Source organism: Streptomyces sp. NPDC050121 (assembly GCF_044460385.1).
Classification (GTDB): domain Bacteria; phylum Actinomycetota; class Actinomycetes; order Streptomycetales; family Streptomycetaceae; genus Streptomyces; species Streptomyces soliscabiei.
Genome location: NZ_JBITJV010000011.1, coordinates 1 through 20787, shown reverse-complemented (window position 1 = coordinate 20787; position 20787 = coordinate 1). Strand labels below are relative to the sequence as shown.

The following is a 20787-nucleotide window of genomic DNA, read 5'->3' as shown; positions in this document are numbered from 1 at the left end:
GCGGCTCCACAACCCCTGCGTCTCTACCGCCCCACCGACCTGCGGCTCCACAACCCCTGCGTCTCTACCGCCCCACCGACCTGCGGCTCCACAACCCTGCGTCTCTACCGCCCCACCGACCTGCGGCTCCACAACCCCTGCTGCCCCACTGCCCCGCTGCCCCACTGCCCCCTGCCCCTCTGCCCTCGCGGACGCTTCGCCGCTCGCCCGCCCTCCCCGTTTCCGGCGCTTCACGGTCCTTCGCTACTCGGCGCGCCACACGCGTCGTTTCGGTACCGGCTTTGCGAAGGTCCCCGCGCGGCTGGTCGTCAGACCCAGTCCCACCAGTGCCTCGGCCAGCTTCACCGCCGCCCCGACGCCGTCGACGACCGGAAGGCCGAGTTTGTCTCCCACCGCCTGCTGCAGCCCCGTCATTCCGGCGCAGCCGAGCACCAGCACTTCGGCGCCGGCTTGACGGGCCCGCTCGGCGGCCGCGAGGAAGGCCGCCTCCGTGCGGTCGGCGTCGCCCAGGTCGAGAACGCCGAGCCCGGTGCCGACGACGGCGGCACAGTTACGGCCCACCCCGGCCAGCTCCAGGCTGTCCTCGATCTGGCCGCAGGACCGTTCGAGGGTGGTGACGACGCCGTAGCGGCGGCCCAGCAGACAGGCCAGATGGGCCGCGGCCTCGGTGATGTCGACGACGGGCACGTCGACCAGCTCCCGTACGCCCTCGCGGCCGTGCTCGCCGAAGCCGGCCATGACGACAGCGTCGTAGGGCGGGCCGTCGTAGGTGCGCAGGCGATCCATGACGGCCGCGGCCGAGAGATAGCTGTCGAGCCAGCCCTCCGCCGACTCGGGTCCCCAGTCGGGGGTCAGGCCGATCACGGTGGTGCCCGGACCTGCCGCGGCCCGGGCACCTCGCACGATCTCCTCGGTCATCTCCTGCGTGGTGTTGCAGTTGGTGACGACGATCCGCACGTTCCGCACGCTTCTCAGACCTCCACGGGCTTGTCGGGAGCGGTCGCCGAGGACCCTGCCGTCCGCTCACTGCGGCACAGCAGCAGGTACAGGCCGGCCCCGAGGGCCGTCCCGATGAACCAGGAGTACGGGGCCACGTCGCTGAACGTCTTCACCAGCGCGAGCACCGCCGCGACCGCTGCGGAGGGCAGGAACGCCCACAGTGCCTTGGGGTTGACGCCCTTGCGGTAGTAGTAGCGGGAGCCGGGGGTGGCGTCGAACAGTTCGTTGACGTCGACGCGGCCGCGCTTGACCCAGTAGTAGTCGACCATGATCACGCCGAACAGGGGGCCGAGGAACGCGCCGAGGCCGCCGAGGAAGTAGTTGACGACGGTCGGGTTGGAGAAGAGGTTCCAGGGGGTGACGACCAGTGCGGCGACCGTGCTGATCATGCCGCCGACCTTGAAGCTGATCTTCTGCGGCCAGACGTTGGCGAGGTCGTACGCCGGCGATACGAAGTTGGCGACGATGTTGACGCCCATGGTGGCGATGGCGAAGGTGAGCGCGCCCAGGACCAGCACCCAGGTGTTGCCGACCTTGGCGACCAGCTCCGCCGGGTCGGTGATGGCCTCGCCGAACACCTCCAGCGAGCCGGCGGTGACGATCACGGAGACGACCACGAACGCCGTCGAGTTGAGCGGCAGGCCCCAGAAGTTGCCGCGGCGGACCGTCTTGTAGTCGGGTGCGAAGCGGGAGAAGTCGCAGAAGTTCAGCATCAGCGTGCCGTACGTGGCGAGGATCAGTCCGATGGCGCCGAACCACTGCCGCCACTGCTCGCCCACGGAGACGGGGTGCGGGGTGGAGGTGAGCGAGATGGTCCAGCCTGCCTTGGAAAGGACCCAGATCGCCAGCGCGATCATCACCAGCCAGATCGCCGGACCGCAGAAGTCCTGGAACTTGCGCACCGACTCCATGCCCTGGCTGATGATCAGCGCCTGGATCAGCCAGAGGGACAGGAAGGACACCCAGCCGAGGGCGTCCAGGCCCAGGAAGGAGCTGTGCGTCCAGGACTCCAGGCCCGGCCAGGCCGCCAGCAGCATCACGTTGACGGCGACGGAGGCGAGATAGGTCTGGATGCCGTACCACATGATGGCGATCACGGCGCGGATGAGGGCCGGGATGTTGGCGCCCCAGACGCCGAAGCTGATGCGGCTGACCACCGGGAAGGGCACACCGTGGCGCTGGCCGATCTTCCCCATCCAGTTCATGCCGACGTAGATGAGCACGAAACCGACGAGGAGGGATGTGAAGATCTGCCACACGTTCATGCCGAGGACCAGCAGGCCGGCGGCGAAGGTGTAGTTGCCGAGGTTGTGGACGTCCGACATCCACATGGCGAAGAGGTCGAAGACCTTCCAGTTCCGCTGCTCGGCGGGCGCGAGGTCTTCATTGGTGAGCCGGGGGTCGGGGACGAACGCTGGTGCGCCGGTGGCTTCGGCGCTGTCGGCGAGGGACACGGTGCCTCCATGGGCAAGGGGACGGAGGAGGACTACTGGGTCGATCGTTTGGTATACCAAACTGCGGACATGGTCCCGCCGTCAAGCGTTCTGACCCATGTCCTTCCTGTTACGGCTCCGTAAAAGCCCCCTCGCATCGGAGAGGATGGGCCCATGACGAAGATCGAACCGGTCGAACCGATCGGCGCGGTGCGCGAGCGCGTCCTGGTAACCCTGCGGCAGGAGATCATCGCCGGTCGGCTGCGCCCCGGCGACCGGCTCGTCGAACGGGAGCTGGCCGACCGGTTCGGCGTCTCCAGGGTCCCCGTCCGGGAGGCCATCCGGGCACTGGTCGCCGAGGGCTTCGTCCTGTTCGAAACCCCCCGCCGCACGGTCGTACGGCGACTGAGTCCCACCGACGTGAAGGAACTCTTCGAACTGCGCGAGGCGTTGGAGGTGTACGCGGCCGGACTGGCCGCCGCCCGCGCAACCCCGGAGGACCTCGCCGACCTGCGGGAACTGCTGGCGAGCGCGGCACACGCCACCGAGACCGGGGACGCCGAAGCGATCACCGACATCAACACCCGCTTCCACGACCGCCTCCTCGCCATGGCCGGCAACACCCTGCTGATCTCCGTCATGGAACCGGTCGGCGGCCGCCTGCAATGGCTCACCCGACGCAACGAGGAATGGCCCCAACTCCTCACCGAACACCAGGAGCTCTACGACGCCATCGCCTCCGGCGACCCCGAGCGCGCCCGCACCCACGCCCTGAACCACGTCCAGGCCAACTACCGCTCCACCGTGCGACATCTCTTCGGGACACCGGCCGACACCACGCCCTCAGAGCCGTCCACGGAGCCGTCCGCACAACCGCCCGCACAGCCTTCCGCACAACCGTCCGCTCAACCTTCCACCCGGTCTTCCGCCTAGACTCTGCCGACCCTTCGGACAGGTGTCCGACAGAGGATTCGCAGAAACGGGACGGAGAACACCAACATGGTCAGCAGACGTGGGCTGTTGAGCGGGGCCGCACTCGTGGGGGCGGGCGCGGTGACCGGTGTGATCGGCGGCGCCGGGAGCGCGGCCGCCGCCGCCCCACTGGACACACCGTTCACGCCGGTCGGCGTACCGCATCTCGCCGAGGCCGAGCGCATGGTCCAGTACCAGCGACTCCTGGCGGCCGGCCATCTGCCCACCGGCCTGAGCGGACACTGGCCCCTCGACGGATCCGGCGCCGACCTCTCCGGCCGCGACCACCCCGTCACCCTCGGCCCGGGCGCGAGCTGGACGACCCTGCGGGCAGGCGGCGAACTCACCCTGAACGAGGCCTACGCCGCCACCGCCTCCGTTCTCGACACCACGACCGCGTTCACGGTCTCCGCCTGGGTACGCCTCGCGGACGACGCCGTCCTGACGAAGATGTACACGGCGGTCAGCCAGGACGGCACCGGCTGCAGCCGCTTCCTGCTCCAGTACGACGACGCGGCCGGCGCCTGGGCGTTCAAGGTGCGCGCCGAGGACCAGAGCGTCAAGATCTCCGCCCTCGGCACCACCGCCCCCGCGCTCGGCAAGTGGACCCACCTGACCGGAGTGTGGGACGGCGCCCGCGTCCGCCTGTATGTGAACGGCGTACTCGAAGGCACCGCCGACGCCACCCTGTCCTGGGCGGCGCTCCAGGGCTTCAACATCGGCCGGGCCCGCTGGAACGGCGCATACGTCAACCAGTTCAAGGGCGCCGTCGACGACGTCCGCGCCTACGGCCGCGCCCTCGACGCCGACGAAGTCTCCCTGATCAGCGGCCGCACGGCCCGACTCAACAACGTCTACTTCCTCGGCTCCCCGTCCAGCCTCACCTGGGGCACCCCCGACGACCTGTCCAGCTGGATCGCGCTGGCCCGCTGCTCGTCCTTCGTCACCCGCGTGCTGAACCACACCTACGGATGGGCCACCGACGCCTACTTCACCCAGTACTTCCAGGACCGCATCCCCGAAGCCGCCGACTACCGCCAGGCCTTCGCCAGCGGCACCGCCGGCCCCCGTTTCCAGCAGATCCGCAAGGTCACGGACCTTCGGCCCGGCGACCTCATCGCCGTGGACTACAGCGGCCAGGTCGAGGGCAGCACCGGCCACATCGTCATGGTCCGCGAGGTCAAGGGCGTCTTCAGCGGAGTCGGGGACTTCACCGGAGAGACCCAGTACGCCGTCGAAGTGGTCGACTGCACGGCCGAACCGCACGGCGTGTACGCGCTGACCAACTACCCCGAGTACCCCGACACCCGCATGGTCAGTCTCGTGAAGGAAGAACAGTTCGAGGGTGTCGGCATCGGCCACATGATGTTCTACGCGTCCAACGCCACCGGGGAGTTCTCCCGCTACCGGTGGGGCGTCAACACCGACCGGGACAGTGCCCACCCCGTCTCCTCACGGCCGCTCGCCGCGGCCCGCATCGTCTGACCCGAGCGGCGTCAGCGCCGGGCGTACCCGTCGGTGGCCGCGACCAGCGCCTCCGCCACGCCCGGGGCCCCCGCGTCGTGCCCCGCCTCGTCCACGACCACCAACTCGCAGCCCGGCCAGGCGTGATGGAGCTGCCACACGGTGCCGAGAAGGTTGCCGAAGTCGAGGCTGCCCTGCACGAGGGTGCCGGGGACGCCCTCGAGGAGATGGGCGTCCCGTAGCACGGCGCCCTCCCCGTCCAGGAAGTGACCGTTGCCCCAGTAGTGGGTGACGGTACGGGCGAAGCCCATCCGGAACACCGGGTCCTCGAACCGCTCGACGGACCGCGGCGGCGCCGGAATCGTCGCCGTCTCCCAGTCCGTCCACGCCCGCGCCGCGCGCTCCCGCACCTCGGGATCGGGCGTTTCGAGCAGCCTGTTGTATGCGGCCGCCAGGTTGCCGGCCCGTGCCTCGCCCTCCGGCAGCCCCGCCAAGAACCCCTCGAACGCCTCCGGGAACACCTTCCCCAACCCCCTGGTCAACAGGTCCACCTCGGCATCGGACCCCGTCGCCACCCCCGTCAGCACCAGCTCGCTCACCACCCCGGGATGCGTCTGCGCATACCGCAGCCCCAGCACCGACCCCCACGACACGCCCCACACCAGCCACCGCCCGATCCCCAACCACCGCCGCAGCGACTCCAGATCGGCGAGGAGGTGAGCCGTCGTGTTGACGCTCATGTCGGTGCCGTACGCACTCGCGTGCGGCGTGGACCGCCCGCACCCGCGCTGGTCCAGCAGCACGATCCGGTACGCGGCGGGGTCGAAGAGCCGCCGGAAGTACGGCGTGCTCCCGGAACCCGGCCCCCCGTGCAACACCAGCGCGGGCTTGCCCCGCGGGTTCCCACAGGTCTCCCAGTACACGCGGTTGCCGTCCCCGACGTCGAGCATGCCGTGGTCGTACGGTTCGATCTCCGGATACAGGCCCATCGAGGCACCATACGATCCGACGCGGGCCTACGTCGCCCCGATATCGCACGCCGGCCCGGCCAGCCCCGCCGCCCGTGCGGCCGAGTGCAGCACGTCCCGCAGCATCCCGGGGGTGAGCCGGCCGGTGAAGGTGTTGCGCTGGCTGACATGGAAGCAGCCGAAAAGGTCGAGGCCGGGGCCGTCGTCCGGGCCGGCAAGCGGCACCCGGGTCCCATGCGCGAAGGCAGGTCGAGGCCGGGGCACCGTCCAGCCCGCCTCCGCGAACGCGGGCAGCGCGGCCTGCCAGCCGAACGCGCCGAGCACGACGACCGCGCGCAGCGTCGGCCGCAACAGCCGCAGCTCCTGCACCAGCCAGGGCCGGCAGGTGTCCCGCTCCCCGGGGGTGGGCTTGTTGGCGGGCGGCGCGCAGTGCACGGGCGAGGTGACGCGCACGCCGTACAGCTCCAGTCCGTCGCCGACGGAGACGGAGGTGGGCTGCGAGGCGAGTCCCACGTCGTACAGCGCCTGGTAGAGCACGTCCCCGGAACGGTCACCGGTGAACATACGGCCCGTACGGTTCCCGCCGTGCGCCGCCGGAGCGAGCCCGACGATCAGCAGCCGGGCATCGGACGGCCCGAACCCGGGCACGGGCCGCCCCCAGTACGTCCAGTCGGCGAAGGCCGCCCGCTTGGTACGAGCCACCTGCTCACGCCACTCCACCAACCGAGGACACGCCCCACAGCCCACGACCCGCCGGTCCAGCTCGGCGAGGGCGGCGGGAGCGTCGGGAGTGGCCATGTCCCCACGGTACGACTGCACGGGACAAATCCTGGGGAGGGGACCTCCCCCCTCCCCCCTCCCGCCCCCTTCCCCGCCTACTCCTCCACCGCCTAGCCCTCCACCGGCACCGCCCTCACCCAGATCCGGTCGTCGGTCAGGTATCGGTCCACTCTCAGGCCTGCCTCCGCCAGGGCCTGCTCGAACTGGTCCTTGGTGAGTGCGCGGGTCCGGAAGGTCTGTGTCCATACCGCGTCGGGGAACTCGTACTCCGCGCGCACGGAGCGGACGCCGTTCTCGAGGGGGCCGGCCGAGGACATCCGTACGGTGAAGCCGCTCGGGTCGACGCGTTCACGCGGCAGGTTGGTGTGGTAGTCCTCTCCTTCTCGTTGGATCAGCAGGCATCCGCCCTTGGCGATGTGGCGTGCGCAGGCGCGCAGCATCCTTGTGCGCACGTCGACGTCTCCGTTGTGCACGAGGAACGACGCGAGCATCACGACGTCGAATGTCTCGCCCAGGTCGAGGTCTTCGATCGGGCTGCATATGGTGCGCGCGCCGCGGACGCGCTCCAGCATTTCGGCGGACTCGTCCACCGCTGTGACGGTGAAGCCCCGCTCCAGGAGGGCGTGGGTCACTCGCCCGACTCCGCTGCCCAGCTCCAGGAGGTGCGCGCCCGGGGGGACCGCCGCGGAGATGATGTCCGGTTCGTCCTTCACGGGGAGGCGTGAGTAGAACTCGACCGCGCAGCCGTCCGGCGTGATCGCGCCGGGGCCTGTTCCTTCGTATCCCTGTCGCATGTGTCGTCGCATGCCCGTCCAACGGGTGTGCTGTGGCTGGGCGTTCCGCATCCTGGCCGGTTCACTCGTTCGAGGGAGGGGTGTCTGTTCGGGCAACCTTCGGGGCGGCTGGACCGGCTCTCCCGCCGAGCGCCTGTCGGCGGCGTCGGGGCTCCTCTGGAGAACGTGGGTGCCGAGGAGTACGTTGCAAGGAGGAGCGGTGATCGGGATGCGTACGGGCAGTGAGCCGACGACGGCGCGCAGTGCACTGAGGATGCGGCTGTGGCTGTCTCTGTGGGGGCTGGCCTGGGCGACCTTCGGGACGGCCGCGTTCACTCTGGCGGGGCGCCCGGGGTGGGCGGCGGCGTGTGGGGTGCTGTGGCTGGTGATCACAGTGGATCTGACGATGATCGTCCGGCACATCCGGCAGGGCCCGCACTATCAGCCGGGGCGGGACATTCCTCCGTACCGGCCGCCCGAGCACCGTCACCCCTGACGGGCTCACCGTTGACAGGCTCCCGCTGACGGGCTCGCGCTGACGAGCGCCATTGTCGAGCCGTTGTCCCGTCGGGGTCGTCCTCAGGTCTCGAAGCGGGCTGCTTTCAGGTACTGCGGGTTGGGGTCGAGTGCTGCGGCCAACCGGAAGTGGCGTTTGGCCTGGTCGCCGCGGCCCTGCCGCTCGTAGGTGCGGGCGAGCGCGAAGTGCGCGAACGCGTTGTCCGGCTCGCGCTCCAGGACGACGGTGAACTCCAGCTCGGCGGGGCGTAGTTGCGCGGCGGCGAAGAAGGCACGCGCGCGTAGCAGCCGGGCGGCGGTGTTCTCGGGGTGCGCGGCGATGACTCGGTCGAGCAGCTTCACCGCGCCCCGCGGGTCCCGTGCGGCGAGGAGTTGCTCCGCGGCACGGAAGTCGATGACGTGCGTCTCCGGAGTACGTCCGGTCGAACCTGCGGTATCGGGCACGGAAAAATCCTTCCCTTGCTCGGAGGGTTCAACGCGCGGAGCGCGGACCGCTATTCCGGGGCGGTCTCGTGTGGCGGGTGCGCTCGGCGCACGAGGTCGGCCCACACGTCCTGCACGCGCCGTCGCAGTTCCGGGAGCGGTACGTCGTTGTCGATCACGATGTCCGCGATCTCCCGGCGTTTGTCGCGTGTCGCCTGGGCGGCCATGCGCGCGCGGGCGTCGTCCTCGGTCATGCCGCGCAGCCGGACGAGCCGGTCGAGTCGGGTGTCGGGGTCGGCGTCGACGACGACCACGATGTCGTACAGGGGGGCGAGGCCGTTCTCGGTGAGGAGGGGGACGTCGTGGACGACGACGGCGTCTTCGGGGGCGTTCGCCTCCAGTTCGCGGGAGCGGGCGCCGACGAGGGGGTGCACGATCGCGTTGAGGCGTGCGAGTTTCTCGGGGTCGGCGAAGACGATCGAGCCGAGCCGGGGGCGGTCGAGGCTGCCGTCCGGGGCGAGGATGGCCTCGCCGAAGGCGTCGACGACCGCCGCGAGGCCGGGGGTGTGGGGTGCGACGACTTCGCGCGCGATGCGGTCCGCGTCGATGAGTACGGCTCCGCATTCGACGAGCAGCCGGGACACTTCGCTCTTGCCGGCGCCGATCCCGCCGGTCAGGCCCACCTTCAGCATGAGCGGAAGCTTAGGGCCTGCCGGTGACATTGCACCTGGCAGGCCCTTGTGAGCTGTGGGGGTGGTCAGCCTTCGCCTTCGCGTTCTGCAAGGAATCGTTCGAACTCGAGGCCGATCTCGTCGGCGGAGGGGATGTCGACGGGCTCGGCGAGCATGTTGCCGCGGGTTTCGGCGCCGGCGGCGGCGTCGTACTGGTGTTCCAGGCCTTGGACGAGGGAGGTGAGCTCGTCGTCGCCTTCCTGGATCTGGCGCTCGATCTCGGTCTGGGTGCGGTGGGCGTCGGTGCGCAGGGCGTGCGCGATGCCCGGCAGGACCAGGCCGGTCGCGGCCGTGACGGCCTCCAGGACGGTCAGGGCGGCGTCCGGGTAGGTCGAGCGGGCGATGTAGTGGGGGACGTGCGCGGCGACGCCCAGGATGTCGTGGCCGGCTTCCATGAGGCGGTACTCGATGAGCGCTTCGGCGCTGCCGGGGACCTGTGCCTCGTCGAAGGGGCTGCGGTGGCCGGGCATGAGGTCCGTGCGGTTGCCGTGGGGGGTGAGGCCCACGGGGCGCGTGTGCGGGACGCCCATGGGGATGCCGTGGAAGTTCACCGAGAGGCGGACGCCGAGGCGCTCCACGATCTGTTTGACGGCGACGGCGAAGCGTTCCCACTCCACGTCCGGTTCGGGGCCGGACAGCAGCAGGAAGGGTGCTCCGGTGGTGTCCTGTACGAGTCGCACTTCGATGGCCGGCTCCTCGTACTCGGTCCACCGGTCGCGCTTGAAGGTCAGCAGCGGGCGGCGGGCGCGATAGTCCACGAGCCGGTCGTGGTCGAAGCGGGCGACGAGTTGGTGGGGCAGCGAGTCGAGCAGCCGGTCGACGATCTGGTCGCCGGTCTCGCCCGCGTCGATGTATCCGTCGAAGTGGTAGAGCATGACAAGTCCGGCCGACTCCTGTGCCAGCGCCATGTCGACGACTGCCAGGCCTTTCGGCTCCCATGCGTACAAACCCTGCGGATCAAGCACTTGGACCGCTCCTCCTCGTGTTCCTTCTGCACAACGCCCGTGGGGGCGTGGGCATTCCCGCTGGAGGTCCTTGATCAGCCGACTCTTGCGCGGTGCTGCACGGCAACGCTGAGGGCCCGCACCTCGAAAGGTGCGGGCCCTCAGTCAGGATGAGCTATGAGCTACTGCGAAGCAGAGCTACTGCTCGGTGGGCGTCAGCTCTGCCCACCGGCCAGCTTCTCCCGCAGCGCGGCAAGCGCCTCGTCCGAGGCCAGCGCGCCGGAGGTGTCGGCGCCCTCGGAGGAGTAGGAGCCGCCGCCGGTCGCGGCCGGAGCCGCACCCGCGGTGTCGCCGCCCTCGGCAGCGGCCTTCTCGTCCGCCTCGCGGGACTTGATGACCTGCGCCTGGTGCTGCTCGAAGCGCTGCTGCGCCTCGGCGTACTGGTGCTCCCACGCCTCCCGCTGGGTCTCGTAGCCCTCGAGCCAGTCGTTGGTCTCGGGGTCGAAGCCCTCGGGGTAGATGTAGTTGCCCTGGTCGTCGTAGGACGCGGCCATGCCGTACAGGGTCGGGTCGAACTCGACCGAGGCCGGGTCGGCACCGAAGGACTCGTTGGCCTGCTTCAGCGAGAGGCTGATGCGACGGCGCTCGAGGTCGATGTCGATGACCTTGACGAAGATCTCGTCGTTGACCTGGACGACCTGCTCCGGGATCTCCACGTGGCGCTCGGCCAGCTCGGAGATGTGGACCAGACCCTCGATGCCCTCGTCCACGCGGACGAACGCACCGAACGGAACCAGCTTCGTGACCTTGCCGGGCACGACCTGGCCGATCTGGTGGGTGCGGGCGAACTGCTGCCACGGGTCTTCCTGGGTCGCCTTCAGCGACAGGGAGACGCGCTCGCGGTCCATGTCGACGTCGAGGACCTCGACCGTGACCTCCTGGCCGACCTCGACGACCTCGGAGGGGTGGTCGATGTGCTTCCAGGACAGCTCGGAGACGTGGACCAGACCGTCGACGCCACCCAGGTCCACGAAGGCACCGAAGTTGACGATCGAGGAGACCACACCGGAGCGGACCTGACCCTTCTGGAGGGTCGTGAGGAACGTCTGGCGGACCTCGGACTGGGTCTGCTCCAGCCAGGCGCGGCGGGACAGGACCACGTTGTTGCGGTTCTTGTCCAGCTCGATGATCTTCGCCTCGAGCTCCTTGCCCACGTAGGGCTGGAGGTCGCGGACGCGGCGCATCTCGACGAGGGAGGCCGGGAGGAAGCCACGGAGGCCGATGTCGAGGATGAGTCCACCCTTGACGACCTCGATGACGGTACCGGTGACGATGCCGTCTTCTTCCTTGATCTTCTCGATCGTGCCCCAGGCACGCTCGTACTGAGCGCGCTTCTTGGACAGGATGAGGCGGCCTTCCTTGTCCTCCTTCTGGAGGACGAGGGCCTCGATCTCATCGCCCACGGCGACGACCTCGTTGGGGTCGACGTCGTGCTTGATGGAGAGCTCACGGCTCGGGATAACGCCTTCGGTCTTGTAACCGATGTCGAGCAGGACCTCGTCCCGGTCGACCTTCACGATGACGCCGTCGACGATGTCGCCGTCGTTGAAGTACTTGATCGTTTCGTCGATCGCGGCGAGGAAAGCTTCCTCGTTACCGATGTCGTTGACCGCAACCTGCGGGGTGGTGGCGGTGGTCTCGGTGCTGCTCGTCATGTGGGAAAGGGCTCCGGTTACGGACAGAAAGTCGTAGGTACTGCTACGCCGGGAGCCCGTGATCGCTCTGAAGAAGCCGGACAGCTTAGGAAGCGCCACACCAGAAACTGGTGATGACGCCTCGAGAACCGAGGGGACATACAACAGATGCGAGCGCAGCCTGCTACGTCTGAGGTGCGCAGGCCCGCAGCGCAACTTGTAGCATACGGGGGCAGCCGGGCAGGGTCAATGCGCGAAGGCGCACACCCGGGGCGGATCGCCGCATACCCGGCACACAACCTTTCTCCCGAGGCCACGCAGGCCGCAGGAAGCCCCTTCGGTGACACCAGGTGACACCGTCGGGCGGGTTGCACGGAAGAGTACGACGAGGGAGCCGATCATCCAAGAGCCCGCATCGTCCGAGACGGCGGCCTTCGAGCCGGAAGCCACCCGACGTGATGCCGACGTCGCCGAGAGTTCCCGGGCCAACCGGGGCTGGTGGGACCGCAACGCGGACGAATACCAGATCGAGCACGGCACCTTCCTCGGCGACGACCGCTTCGTGTGGGGTCCCGAGGGCCTGGACGAGGTGGAGGCCGAGCTGCTCGGCCCGCCGGAGGAGCTGAAGGGGAAGGCCGTCCTGGAGATCGGCGCCGGCGCGGCCCAGTGCGCGCGCTGGCTGGCCGCGCAGGGCGCGCATCCGGTGGCCCTGGACATCTCCCACCGTCAGCTGCAGCACGCGCTGCGCATCGGTGGCGCGTTTGCGCTGGTGTGCGCCGACGCGGGCGCGCTGCCCTTCGCGGACGGCTCGTTCGACATGGCCTGCTCGGCGTACGGGGCGCTGCCCTTCGTGGCCGATCCGGTGCTGGTCCTGAGGGAGGTGCGGCGGGTGCTGCGGCCGGGCGGCCGTTTCGTGTTCTCGGTGACCCATCCGATCCGCTGGGCGTTCCCCGACGAGCCGGGTCCCGAGGGCCTGTCGGTGTCGTCCTCGTACTTCGACCGCACTCCGTACGTCGAGCAGGACGACGAGGGCCGCGCGGTGTACGTGGAGCACCACCGGACGCTCGGCGACCGGGTCCGTGACGTCGTGGCGGGGGGGTTCCGGCTGGTGGACCTGGTCGAGCCGGAGTGGCCGGCCTGGAACTCGTCGGAGTGGGGCGGCTGGTCCCCGCTGCGCGGGAACCTGATCCCGGGGACGGCGATCTTCGTCTGCGAGCGGGACTAGCACGGGACCACGGCCTGTCCCGGGCCTGTCCCGGGGCAGCCGTGCTGGGTGCGTCACGTGGCGTTCCCCCACCCCCCCACCCCCCACCTCCTACGCACGCGCGCGCGTGCGTGGTGTTTTCGGTGGCGTACGACACTAGGGGCGTGATCCCCCGTGACGACGCTCTCGACGCGCTGCCCGTGCGGGCCGCGCTGCCCGCCCTGAACGACGCTCTGGACGGGCACGGCGCCGCGGTGCTGGCCGCGCCGCCCGGTACCGGCAAGACGACGCTGGTGCCGCTCGCGCTGGCCGGGCTGCTGGGTGGGGGGCCTGTGCGGCGGGTGGTGGTGGCCGAGCCGCGGCGGATCGCGGCGCGGGCGGCGGCCCGGCGGATGGCGTGGCTGCTGGGCGAGAAGGTCGGGGAGAGCGTCGGGTACACCGTGCGCGGGGAGCGGGTCGTGGGGCCACGCGCGCGCGTGGAGGTCGTCACGACCGGTGTGCTGTTGCAGCGTCTTCAGCGCGACCAGGAGTTGACGGGCGTCGACGTGGTGGTGCTGGACGAGTGTCATGAGCGGCATCTCGACGCGGACACCTCGGCCGCCTTCCTGTGGGATGTGCGTGAGACGCTGCGGCCCGAGCTGCGGCTGGTGGCGGCGTCGGCGACGACGGACACGGCGGGGTGGGCGCGGCTGCTGGGCGGGGCGCCGGTGGTGGAGGCCCGCGGGACGTCGTACGACGTGGAGGTGGTCTGGGCGCCGCCGGCGCGGCCGGTGCGGCCGCCGCACGGGATGCGGGTGGATCCGGCACTGCTGGCCCATGTGGCGTCGGTGGTGCGGCGGGCGTTGGCGGAGCGGTCGGGGGATGTGTTGTGTTTCCTGCCGGGTGTCGGGGAGATCGTGCGGGTCGCGGGGCAGCTCGGGGAGCTGGGCGGGGTGGATGTGCTCCAGGTGCACGGGCGGGCGCCGGCGGCGGTGCAGGACGCTGTGCTGGCGCCGGCGGCGCGGCGCAGGGTGGTGCTGGCGACGTCGGTGGCGGAGTCCTCGCTGACGGTTCCCGGGGTGCGGGTGGTCGTCGACTCGGGGCTGGCGCGGGAGCCGCGGGTGGATCACGCGCGCGGGTTGAGCGCGCTGACGACCGTGCGGGCGTCGCAGGCGGCGGGGCGGCAGCGGGCGGGGCGGGCCGGTCGGGAGGCGCCGGGTGCGGTGTACCGGTGCTGGGCGGAGGCGGAGGACGTCCGTCTGTCGCCGTTCCCGGCCCCGGAGATCAAGGTGGCCGATCTGGCCGCGTTCGCTCTCCAGGCGGCCTGCTGGGGCGATCCGGACGCGTCGGGGCTGGCGTTGCTGGATCCGCCGCCGGGCGGGGCGATGGCGGCGGCGAGGTCGCTGCTGACGGCGATCGGGGCGGTGGACTCGGCCGGTCGGGCCACCGGGCGGGGGGTGCGGTTGGCGCGGTTGGGGCTGCACCCCCGGCTGGGGCGGGCGTTGCTGGACGGGGCCGCGTCGGTGGGAGTGGAGCGGGCCGCGGAGGTGGTCGCGCTGCTCAGCGAGGAGGCGCCGCGGGAGTATGGGGATGATCTGGCGGCCGCTCTGCGGGCCGCGCGGCGCGGGGGTGACGCCTACTCCGGGCGGTGGAGGGCCGAGGTGCGGCGGCTGCGGTCGGTCGTCGCCGGCGTTTCCGGGCCGTCCGCCGGAATTTCTCGCCCGTCCGCCGGTGATCGTCGTGCGGTGGACGGGAACGTCGAGGGTCTCGTCGTCGCTCTTGCCTTCCCCGAGCGGGTCGCCAGGCTCGACGGTGGTTCCTACCTCATGGTGTCCGGGACGCGGGCCGAGGTCGGTGAGGGGACGGGACTGCGGGGCGCGGCCTGGCTCGCCGTCGCCGTCGCCGACCGGCCCGTGGGGAAGGGGCACGCGCGCGTGCAGCTCGCGGCGGCGGTGGACGAGGAGGTCGCCCGGCTCGCTGCCGGGGTGCTGCTCGACGAGCGCGACGAGGTGCACTGGGCCGACGGGGACGTCGTGGCGCGGCGGGTGGAGCGGCTGGGGGCGGTGGAGCTGGCGGTGCGGCCGCTGCGGGACGCCGACGCCGGGCTGGTCCGCGGTGCGCTGCTCGAGGGGCTGGAGCGGGACGGGCTGGGGTTGCTGCGGTGGTCGCCCGATGCGCATGTGCTGCGGCAGCGGCTGGCGTTTTTGCGGCTGCGGCTCGGGGAGCCGTGGCCCGACGTCTCGGACGCGTCGCTGTACGCGCGCGTGGACGAATGGCTGGAGCCCGAGCTGGGGCGGGCCCGGCGGCGGGGCGATCTGGGGCGGATCGACGCCGGAGCGGCGCTGGTCCGGCTGTTGCCGTGGGCCTCCGGCGAGGCGGGCCGGCTGGACGAGCTGGCGCCGGAGCGGATCACCGTGCCCAGTGGATCCAGGATCCGGATCGACTATGCCGACCCGGAGCGGCCGGTGCTCGCGGTGAAGCTGCAGGAGATGTTCGGGCTTCAGGAGTCGCCGCGGGTGGCGGGGGTGCCGTTGGTCGTGCATCTGCTGTCGCCCGCGGGGCGGCCGGCGGCGGTCACCGCCGACCTGGCCTCGTTCTGGAGGGACGGCTACCAGGGGGTGCGGGCGGAGTTGCGCGGCCGGTATCCGAAGCATCCGTGGCCGGAGGATCCGGCCGGCGCCGAGCCGACCCGGTACACCAGCGCGCGGCTCAGGCGGTGACCGGCTGCGGCTGGGCGGGTTCGGCGGGGGTCGGCCGTGCGGGGCGGCGGGAGCGGGCCTCCAGGTAGAGGGAGAGGGACAGCAGCAGGACGCCGAGCAGGAGGAAGGTCCAGGGCAGGTAGGACGTGAGCAGCAGGACCAGGGTGCGGTTGGACTTGACGACGGACAGCGTGTGGTCGACGAAGTCCTCGCGCATCTTCACGTCGCCGGCGAACGCCGTGACCTTGGCGCGGCCGCCGAGGAGAGAGCCGCCGCGCAGTTCCTCCTGGTGGTTCTCCTCGGCGTAGACGGGTGCTCCGGTGACCGGTTCGACCCAGAACTTGCGGACGGTGGTGTACCAGCGGGTGGTGCCGGTCTTGGCGACGGTCTCGGGGGTGATGCCGGCGACGGGCATCGTTCTGGGCAGGGCGACCTTGGTCCAGGGGACGGTCTGTTCGAAGTAGTAGACCTTCAGGCCGCGGAAGGTCCGGGTGCCCTTGTAGTGGATGGGGGCGCTGGTGCGGGTCTGTGCGTCGAAGTACTCGTAGTCGCGTTTCTGCGTCAGGAAGGGCCACTTGAACTCGATGCCCTGGCGGCGGACGGGGTCGCCGTCGACGCTCTCGCCGGTGGCGTGGACGGGTTCCTGGGTGTGGGCGTCGAAGATGTAGCGCTCGGGGACCTTGGAGACCATCTTGCCGTCGGGGCCCTGGACGTAGGAGAGGCCGTCCCAGACGACGACGTCACGGCCGGCGGTCTTCTCGATCTTCTCGGAGGCCTCCACGTCGCCCTTGAGGGTCTGCACGATGGTGACCTTGGGGACGGTGCGGGCGGTCATGGTGCCGTAGTCGAGGAGGGTGGCGTTCTTCGCCTCCACGACCATGGTCTGGTATTCGTTCGCGGGGATCTTGGCCAGGCGCGGGAAGGCGTACCAGCGCAGCAGTGGGGACAGTGCCGCGCAGAACACGGCGAGGGCTAGCAGGATCAGGCTGGCCTTGCGGCGCATCTCGGCCTCCCTCCGGGGCGGTCAGGGGTGTGCGGGCACCGTCGTCAGCAGGGGTTTCGGGGAGGTCTTGCCGGTGGGTGTGCCCAGTGCGGTGAGGGTGAGGACCAGGGCGAGCGCGACGGCGAGACCGGTCGCGGCGGCGATCAGGGCACGCATACGGACCTCCCGGAGCTGACTGGCCGTCAGGTGCGGCACCGTAGCAACGGGCGGCCGAGAAGAGAACACGTCGCACACGACGGCGGCGCCCCTTCGCAGGGAAGGGGCGCCGCCGTTGTCGCGGAAGGTGCCGCGGAGAGGGTGTTACGGGGTGGGCGTCGTCGACTCCGACCCGCTGGGCGTGGGGCTCGGGGTCGGGGTCGGGGCCGGGGTAGCGGACGGCGCGGCCGTGACGGTCAGTTCGACCGTGAGGGTCGCTCCGCCGGTGGTGGTGATGCGCAGCAGGTACGTGCCGGCGTTGTCGTCCGCGTACAGCTTGGGCAGCTGCAGCAGGCCGCCTGCGTCCGTCTGCAGGTCCCAGGTGCGCACGGGGTTGCCGGCGGTGTCCTTGAAGTAGGGGCCCTTGTCGTTCGTGGTCGGGTCGCCGGCCGACTTGATCAGGGTTGCGGTGGCCGCGACCTTGTCCGCGGCGGCGCCCTTGTAGGTGGCCTTCACCTCGACCTGGTCGGCGAACTCGCCGCCGGCCGTGCAGGTCAGCGCCGTCTGGCTGGTGCGGGCGAGGGCGTCGGCGGCGCGGGCGGTGACGGTGGCCTTGTAGTCGAGGGCGGAGAGGGCGCGGCCGAGGACCGTGGCGCGGACGGTGAAGTCGCCGGTCTTCTCGCCCGCCTTGAGGACGGGGGCGAGGGCGATGCCCTTGCTGTCGGTGGCGATCGTGGCGACGTCCTCGCCGCCGGTGAAGGTGGCGTCGGTGTCGCCGACGATGGTGAAGCGGACCCTGACCTTGGCGACGGCCTTGCCGGTGGCCGTCTCCGCGCGCGCGGAGATCCGGTCGGTGTAGGTGTCGCCCGCCATGGCGGTGAGGCTCGCCGTGCCCGCGTTCTCGATGTGGTCGACCGTGTCGGTCGGCGTGGGCGTCGGCGTCGGGGTGCTGGGCTTGGAGGGCGTGCCGGGCTTGCTGGGCTTGCCCGGGGTGGACGGCTTGCCGGGCTTCGTCGGCGTGCCGGGCGTCGACGGGGTGGGGGTGGTGCCCGGGCCGTCGTCGCTGCGGCCGCTCGGCACGGTGCCGGCGCCGTTGGGGACCTCGTGCGTGCCCTTACGGTAGTACTCCAGCCACGACAGGACGGTGTTGAGGTAGTCCGTCGAGTTGTTGTAGCTGAGGATCGCGCTGCGCATCCCGGACGTGGTGGACATGTCCCAGTCGTAGCGGCACAGGTAGTGGCCGGCGGCGAGCGCGGCGTCGTAGACGTTGTTGGGGTCCTTCTTGCCGTCGCCGTTGCCGTCGCGGCCCGCCCACTCCCAGGTCGAGGGGATGAACTGCATGGGGCCGACGGCGCGGTCGTAGGTGCTGTCGCCGTCGTAGGCGCCGTTGTCGGTGTCGCTGATGTTGGCGAAGCCGACGCCGTTGAGGACCGGGCCGAGGATCGGTGTGACGGTCGTGCCGTCGGCGGTGACGTTGCCGCCGCGGGCCTGGCCCGACTCGACCTTGCCGATGGCGGCGAGGAGCTGCCAGGGCAGGTTGCAGCCCGGCTTGGACTGCGCCAGTTCCCTCTCGGCCTTCTTGTAGGCGTCCAGGACGGTCGCGGGTATGCCCGCCTCGGTGCTGCCGGTGGCGGCGGGGGTGGTGGGCGGGGTCACGGTCGGGGCGGGGCTGGGGCTGTTCAGCGGCGGCAGGTCCGTGTAGTACGGCGAGTTGCCGGTGGCGCTGTCACCCGTGCCGGCGCCCGTGCTCGGGTCGGCGGACGGGGCGTCGGCGGCGGTCTGTCTGCCGTGCCCGTCGGCCGTGACGTCCGGTGCCTGGGACGCGGCCAGAGCCGCGACCGCCAGTGCGGCCACGGTCGTGTTGACCGCTCCCTTGCGCAGTCTCGTGCCGATATGCGCCGACATGAAGTGAAACCCTCCCGTGGACGCCGAACGCCCGTCTCTACGTCTGTCCTGCCGTGACGGCTGGTGCCGTTGTGGCCGCCGGCCCCGTTGCCGCTGGTGTCACCGGTACCACTGGTCTGACGGTCAACCCGCCCCGAGGGTTGCACTCATGGGCGGTTTGCCCTGCTCTGTCCTCTTGTTCGACGCGCCCTCCGGGCACGGCGACCCAGGCGACCCTACGACAACTTCTTTTGCACCGGCACCCGTTCGGGCGTCGTTTTCACCGGGCGGTCATGTGCCGTCCGACGGGGAACCGTGCCCCGCATACTGGACGTCGTCGATCGCGGGGCCGGCCGGCCCGCCAAGGTCCGCCCCCAGGAGCTCCGTTGCCGTTCACCCTGAGTCATGCGGCGGCCGTGCTGCCCGCCGTGCGCGCCGACGGCGCCGGCCGTGGACGGCTGGTGCCGGCGGTCCTGGTGGCGGGTTCCTTCGCTCCCGACATGACCTATTACGCGGCGAGTGTCCTGTCCGGGGCCATGGAGTTCGGTGACGTGACGCACTCCTTCGCCGGTGTGTTCACGGTCGACGTGCTCGTCGCGTGGGCGTTGGTGGGGCTGTGGCTGCTGGTGCGTGAACCGCTGGTGGCGCTGCTGCCGCGCGACCGGCAGGGCCGGACGGCGGCCCTGACCCGCTGTGGGGCGCCACGCGCGCGTGTGGGGCCGTCCGTCGTCCTGTGGTGGTACGTCTCGGCGGTGCTCGGCGCGCTGACGCACGTGGTGTGGGACGCCTTCACGCACCTCGACCGCTGGGGCATGCGGCTGTTCCCCGTCCTCGGGGAGACGTTCGCCGGGTCGCCGCTGTACTGGTACCTGCAGTACGGGGGTTCGGCCGTGGCCGCGGTCGTGATCGCCGTGTTCCTGACGTACGCGCTGCGCCGGGCGCCGGCCGGTGAGCCGCTCGGGGTGGCGGTGTTGTCGGTGCGGGACCGGTGGTGGGCCGCTGCCGTGATCGGCGGCTCGGCGCTGGTCGCGGCGGTGCGGCGGGCGACGCGGTGGTGGCAGTACTGGGGGCCGCGGGAGGCGAAGCCGTGGGAGCTCATCCCGACGGTGTGCTTCGGGGCGGGCGCGGGGCTGGTGCTCGGGGTGCTGCTGTACGCCGTCGGGGTGCGGCTGTGGCGTCCGGCCCGTCCGGTCGGTCCGGCCGCCCGCGATGTCCTGGCTGGGCGCACGGAGTCGGCGGGAGTCAGCGGGGAGCGGAGCCGTCCGGGCGTTCGGTGAGGGGTGTCGCGGTCGCGACGGGGACGGGGACGGGGACGGGGATACGGCGGGCCGTCCGGGGTCTGCGGAGCCGGCCGAGGGCGCTGAGGGCGAGGGCCAGGCAGCCGCACACCGCCTCGGCGCACCGCCGCCAGGTGTCGCGGTCCAGACGCGCATGCGGTGCCCTTCTGCGGCCGGCCGCGGAGGCTCGTCGCTCGCCGCTGGGCACGAGCCGCAGCACCCTTTCGGGGACGACGCGGGCGGCGCGGCGGCGGAGGCGGGCGGTGGCTGTGCGGAGGGCCGTGGCGGGCGTCCCGGGGACGCGGGGAGTGGCGGCGGCGGGCGCGAGGGCGGAGCGCGGTCGTGTCCAGGCGGCCGTGCCGGGGGCGAGCTGCGCGTCCGCGGTTGCCGTGGCGTGCACGCGTGCGTGGGCCTTGCGGCGGTGAAGCAGGCGTATACCCATGGCCGCATCCTGGCGGGCCGGGCCGGGCAGGGGCCTGTTCTCGGGGGCCACGCGGGTGACAGGCCCTCCGGGCGGCAGGCCGGCCACTGCCCGGGAGGCATGCCGACGGTCCGCCCCGGACCGGGGCGGGCTTGGGCGGGCCGGGGCGGGCCTGGGCCGCCCATCCCAGCACTGACAGGGCACCGCCCACACCCACCCGACCGCGCATCCCGGCGCTGGCGGGGGCCGCCGCGTGCGCCCGCCCGTGCCGCCCCAGCGGCACGGTTGCGCGCTGACTGCCCGCGGCCTGCCGTGGACTGCTTGGCGCGGCGACCCGTAGGCCGGCGGCATGAACGGGGGGGGGGGGGGGGGGGGGGGGGGGGGGGGGGGGGGGGCGGCCCGCCCCCCCCCCCCCCCCCCCCCCCCCCCCCCCCCCCACCGGGCCTGCTCAGTTCACGCGTCGTGCCCCCGCCGCGGGCACCGCCTCG

General features: G+C 71.5%; 19 protein-coding genes. 6 read left to right on the top strand and 13 right to left on the bottom strand.

The genetic code is table 11. From position 1 onward, the window contains the following. Positions 1–243: 243 nt before the first annotated feature. The gene (locus ACIBTS_RS18390) at positions 244–957 is read right to left on the bottom strand and encodes an aspartate/glutamate racemase family protein (protein WP_399320793.1); all 714 of its coding nucleotides are present in this window, start codon (positions 955–957) and stop codon (positions 244–246) included. Between the two features lie 14 nt (positions 958–971). Next, positions 972–2453 (bottom strand): NCS1 family nucleobase:cation symporter-1, encoded by a 1482-nt coding sequence (locus ACIBTS_RS18385; RefSeq protein ID WP_399320528.1) that lies wholly within the window; start codon positions 2451–2453, stop codon positions 972–974. A 153-nt stretch (positions 2454–2606) separates the two neighbouring features. Between ACIBTS_RS18385 and ACIBTS_RS18380 the strand changes: the two genes are divergently transcribed. Together ACIBTS_RS18380 and ACIBTS_RS18375 are read left to right on the top strand one after the other, a co-directional pair. Continuing rightward, positions 2607–3365 carry an FCD domain-containing protein gene (locus ACIBTS_RS18380; RefSeq protein ID WP_399320527.1) on the top strand — a complete coding sequence of 253 codons (759 nt, stop codon included), beginning with the start codon at positions 2607–2609 and terminating at the stop codon, positions 3363–3365. 66 nt (positions 3366–3431) lie between these two features. After that, entirely contained in the window at positions 3432–4889 is a 1458-nt protein-coding gene (locus ACIBTS_RS18375; RefSeq protein WP_399320525.1) for a LamG domain-containing protein, read from the top strand. An 11-nt stretch (positions 4890–4900) separates the two neighbouring features. Here the strand turns inward: ACIBTS_RS18375 and pip are convergent, their stop codons facing one another. The 3 genes from pip to ACIBTS_RS18360 form a co-directional block, all read right to left on the bottom strand. Beyond that, complete coding sequence (pip, locus tag ACIBTS_RS18370) at positions 4901–5857, bottom strand: prolyl aminopeptidase (RefSeq protein ID WP_399320524.1); 957 nt, start codon at positions 5855–5857, stop codon at positions 4901–4903. Between the two features lie 27 nt (positions 5858–5884). Beyond that, a complete protein-coding gene (locus ACIBTS_RS18365; RefSeq protein WP_399320523.1) occupies positions 5885–6634 on the bottom strand; it encodes a uracil-DNA glycosylase in 750 nt (249 codons plus the stop codon). Between the two features lie 92 nt (positions 6635–6726). Next, positions 6727–7410 carry a class I SAM-dependent methyltransferase gene (locus ACIBTS_RS18360; RefSeq protein WP_399320522.1) on the bottom strand — a complete coding sequence of 228 codons (684 nt, stop codon included), beginning with the start codon at positions 7408–7410 and terminating at the stop codon, positions 6727–6729. Positions 7411–7618: 208 nt separating this feature from the next. Between ACIBTS_RS18360 and ACIBTS_RS18355 the strand changes: the two genes are divergently transcribed. Beyond that, positions 7619–7885 carry a DUF6343 family protein gene (locus tag ACIBTS_RS18355; protein WP_399320791.1) on the top strand — a complete coding sequence of 89 codons (267 nt, stop codon included), beginning with the start codon at positions 7619–7621 and terminating at the stop codon, positions 7883–7885. Between the two features lie 83 nt (positions 7886–7968). Here ACIBTS_RS18355 and ACIBTS_RS18350 read toward each other — a convergent pair whose 3' ends face one another. From ACIBTS_RS18350 to rpsA, 4 genes are all read right to left on the bottom strand, one after another. Then, positions 7969–8349 carry a tetratricopeptide repeat protein gene (locus ACIBTS_RS18350; RefSeq protein ID WP_319338592.1) on the bottom strand — a complete coding sequence of 127 codons (381 nt, stop codon included), beginning with the start codon at positions 8347–8349 and terminating at the stop codon, positions 7969–7971. A 50-nt stretch (positions 8350–8399) separates the two neighbouring features. Next, positions 8400–9020 (bottom strand): dephospho-CoA kinase, encoded by a 621-nt coding sequence (gene coaE, locus ACIBTS_RS18345; protein WP_399320520.1) that lies wholly within the window; start codon positions 9018–9020, stop codon positions 8400–8402. 65 nt (positions 9021–9085) lie between these two features. Next, a complete protein-coding gene (locus ACIBTS_RS18340; RefSeq protein WP_079663014.1) occupies positions 9086–10024 on the bottom strand; it encodes a PAC2 family protein in 939 nt (312 codons plus the stop codon). A gap of 194 nt (positions 10025–10218) precedes the next feature. Beyond that, positions 10219–11718: a 30S ribosomal protein S1 gene (rpsA, locus tag ACIBTS_RS18335; RefSeq protein ID WP_079663013.1), complete on the bottom strand. Its 1500-nt coding sequence runs from the start codon at positions 11716–11718 to the stop codon at positions 10219–10221. 319 nt (positions 11719–12037) lie between these two features. Here rpsA and ACIBTS_RS18330 point away from each other — a divergent pair, with 319 nt between their 5' ends. After that, on the top strand, positions 12038–12922 hold the full coding sequence (locus ACIBTS_RS18330; protein ID WP_399320518.1) for a class I SAM-dependent methyltransferase: 885 nt from the start codon (positions 12038–12040) through the stop codon (positions 12920–12922). A gap of 146 nt (positions 12923–13068) precedes the next feature. Then, positions 13069–15600 (top strand): ATP-dependent helicase HrpB, encoded by a 2532-nt coding sequence (hrpB, locus tag ACIBTS_RS18325; RefSeq protein WP_399320789.1) that lies wholly within the window; start codon positions 13069–13071, stop codon positions 15598–15600. On the opposite strand, the gene ACIBTS_RS18320 is transcribed toward hrpB, so the two are convergent. The 3 genes from ACIBTS_RS18320 to ACIBTS_RS18310 form a co-directional block, all read right to left on the bottom strand. Next, positions 15590–16582 carry a DUF3068 domain-containing protein gene (locus tag ACIBTS_RS18320; protein ID WP_399320516.1) on the bottom strand — a complete coding sequence of 331 codons (993 nt, stop codon included), beginning with the start codon at positions 16580–16582 and terminating at the stop codon, positions 15590–15592. The genes hrpB and ACIBTS_RS18320 overlap by 11 nt on opposite strands. Before the next feature lie 21 nt (positions 16583–16603). Next, a complete protein-coding gene (locus ACIBTS_RS18315; RefSeq protein ID WP_107472664.1) occupies positions 16604–16738 on the bottom strand; it encodes an SPW_0924 family protein in 135 nt (44 codons plus the stop codon). A gap of 144 nt (positions 16739–16882) precedes the next feature. Beyond that, complete coding sequence (locus ACIBTS_RS18310) at positions 16883–18622, bottom strand: lytic transglycosylase domain-containing protein (RefSeq protein ID WP_399320514.1); 1740 nt, start codon at positions 18620–18622, stop codon at positions 16883–16885. A 365-nt stretch (positions 18623–18987) separates the two neighbouring features. Between ACIBTS_RS18310 and ACIBTS_RS18305 the strand changes: the two genes are divergently transcribed. Then, complete coding sequence (locus tag ACIBTS_RS18305; RefSeq protein ID WP_399320512.1) at positions 18988–19878, top strand: DUF4184 family protein; 891 nt, start codon at positions 18988–18990, stop codon at positions 19876–19878. Here the strand turns inward: ACIBTS_RS18305 and ACIBTS_RS18300 are convergent. After that, positions 19844–20320 (bottom strand): hypothetical protein, encoded by a 477-nt coding sequence (locus ACIBTS_RS18300; protein WP_399320511.1) that lies wholly within the window; start codon positions 20318–20320, stop codon positions 19844–19846. The two genes, ACIBTS_RS18305 and ACIBTS_RS18300, sit on opposite strands and share 35 nt — an antisense overlap. Positions 20321–20787: the final 467 nt, after the last annotated feature.

Coding starts and splice junctions, on each gene's coding strand:
- ACIBTS_RS18380 (WP_399320527.1), top strand. CDS start 2,607: ATGACGAAGATCGAACCGGTCGAACCGATCGGCGCGGTGCGCGAGCGC.
- ACIBTS_RS18375 (WP_399320525.1), top strand. CDS start 3,432: ATGGTCAGCAGACGTGGGCTGTTGAGCGGGGCCGCACTCGTGGGGGCG.
- pip (WP_399320524.1), bottom strand. CDS start 5,857: ATGGGCCTGTATCCGGAGATCGAACCGTACGACCACGGCATGCTCGAC.
- ACIBTS_RS18365 (WP_399320523.1), bottom strand. CDS start 6,634: ATGGCCACTCCCGACGCTCCCGCCGCCCTCGCCGAGCTGGACCGGCGG.
- ACIBTS_RS18360 (WP_399320522.1), bottom strand. CDS start 7,410: ATGCGACAGGGATACGAAGGAACAGGCCCCGGCGCGATCACGCCGGAC.
- ACIBTS_RS18355 (WP_399320791.1), top strand. CDS start 7,619: ATGCGTACGGGCAGTGAGCCGACGACGGCGCGCAGTGCACTGAGGATG.
- coaE (WP_399320520.1), bottom strand. CDS start 9,020: ATGCTGAAGGTGGGCCTGACCGGCGGGATCGGCGCCGGCAAGAGCGAA.
- rpsA (WP_079663013.1), bottom strand. CDS start 11,718: ATGACGAGCAGCACCGAGACCACCGCCACCACCCCGCAGGTTGCGGTC.
- ACIBTS_RS18320 (WP_399320516.1), bottom strand. CDS start 16,582: ATGCGCCGCAAGGCCAGCCTGATCCTGCTAGCCCTCGCCGTGTTCTGC.
- ACIBTS_RS18315 (WP_107472664.1), bottom strand. CDS start 16,738: ATGCGTGCCCTGATCGCCGCCGCGACCGGTCTCGCCGTCGCGCTCGCC.
- ACIBTS_RS18310 (WP_399320514.1), bottom strand. CDS start 18,622: ATGTCGGCGCATATCGGCACGAGACTGCGCAAGGGAGCGGTCAACACG.
- ACIBTS_RS18300 (WP_399320511.1), bottom strand. CDS start 20,320: ATGGGTATACGCCTGCTTCACCGCCGCAAGGCCCACGCACGCGTGCAC.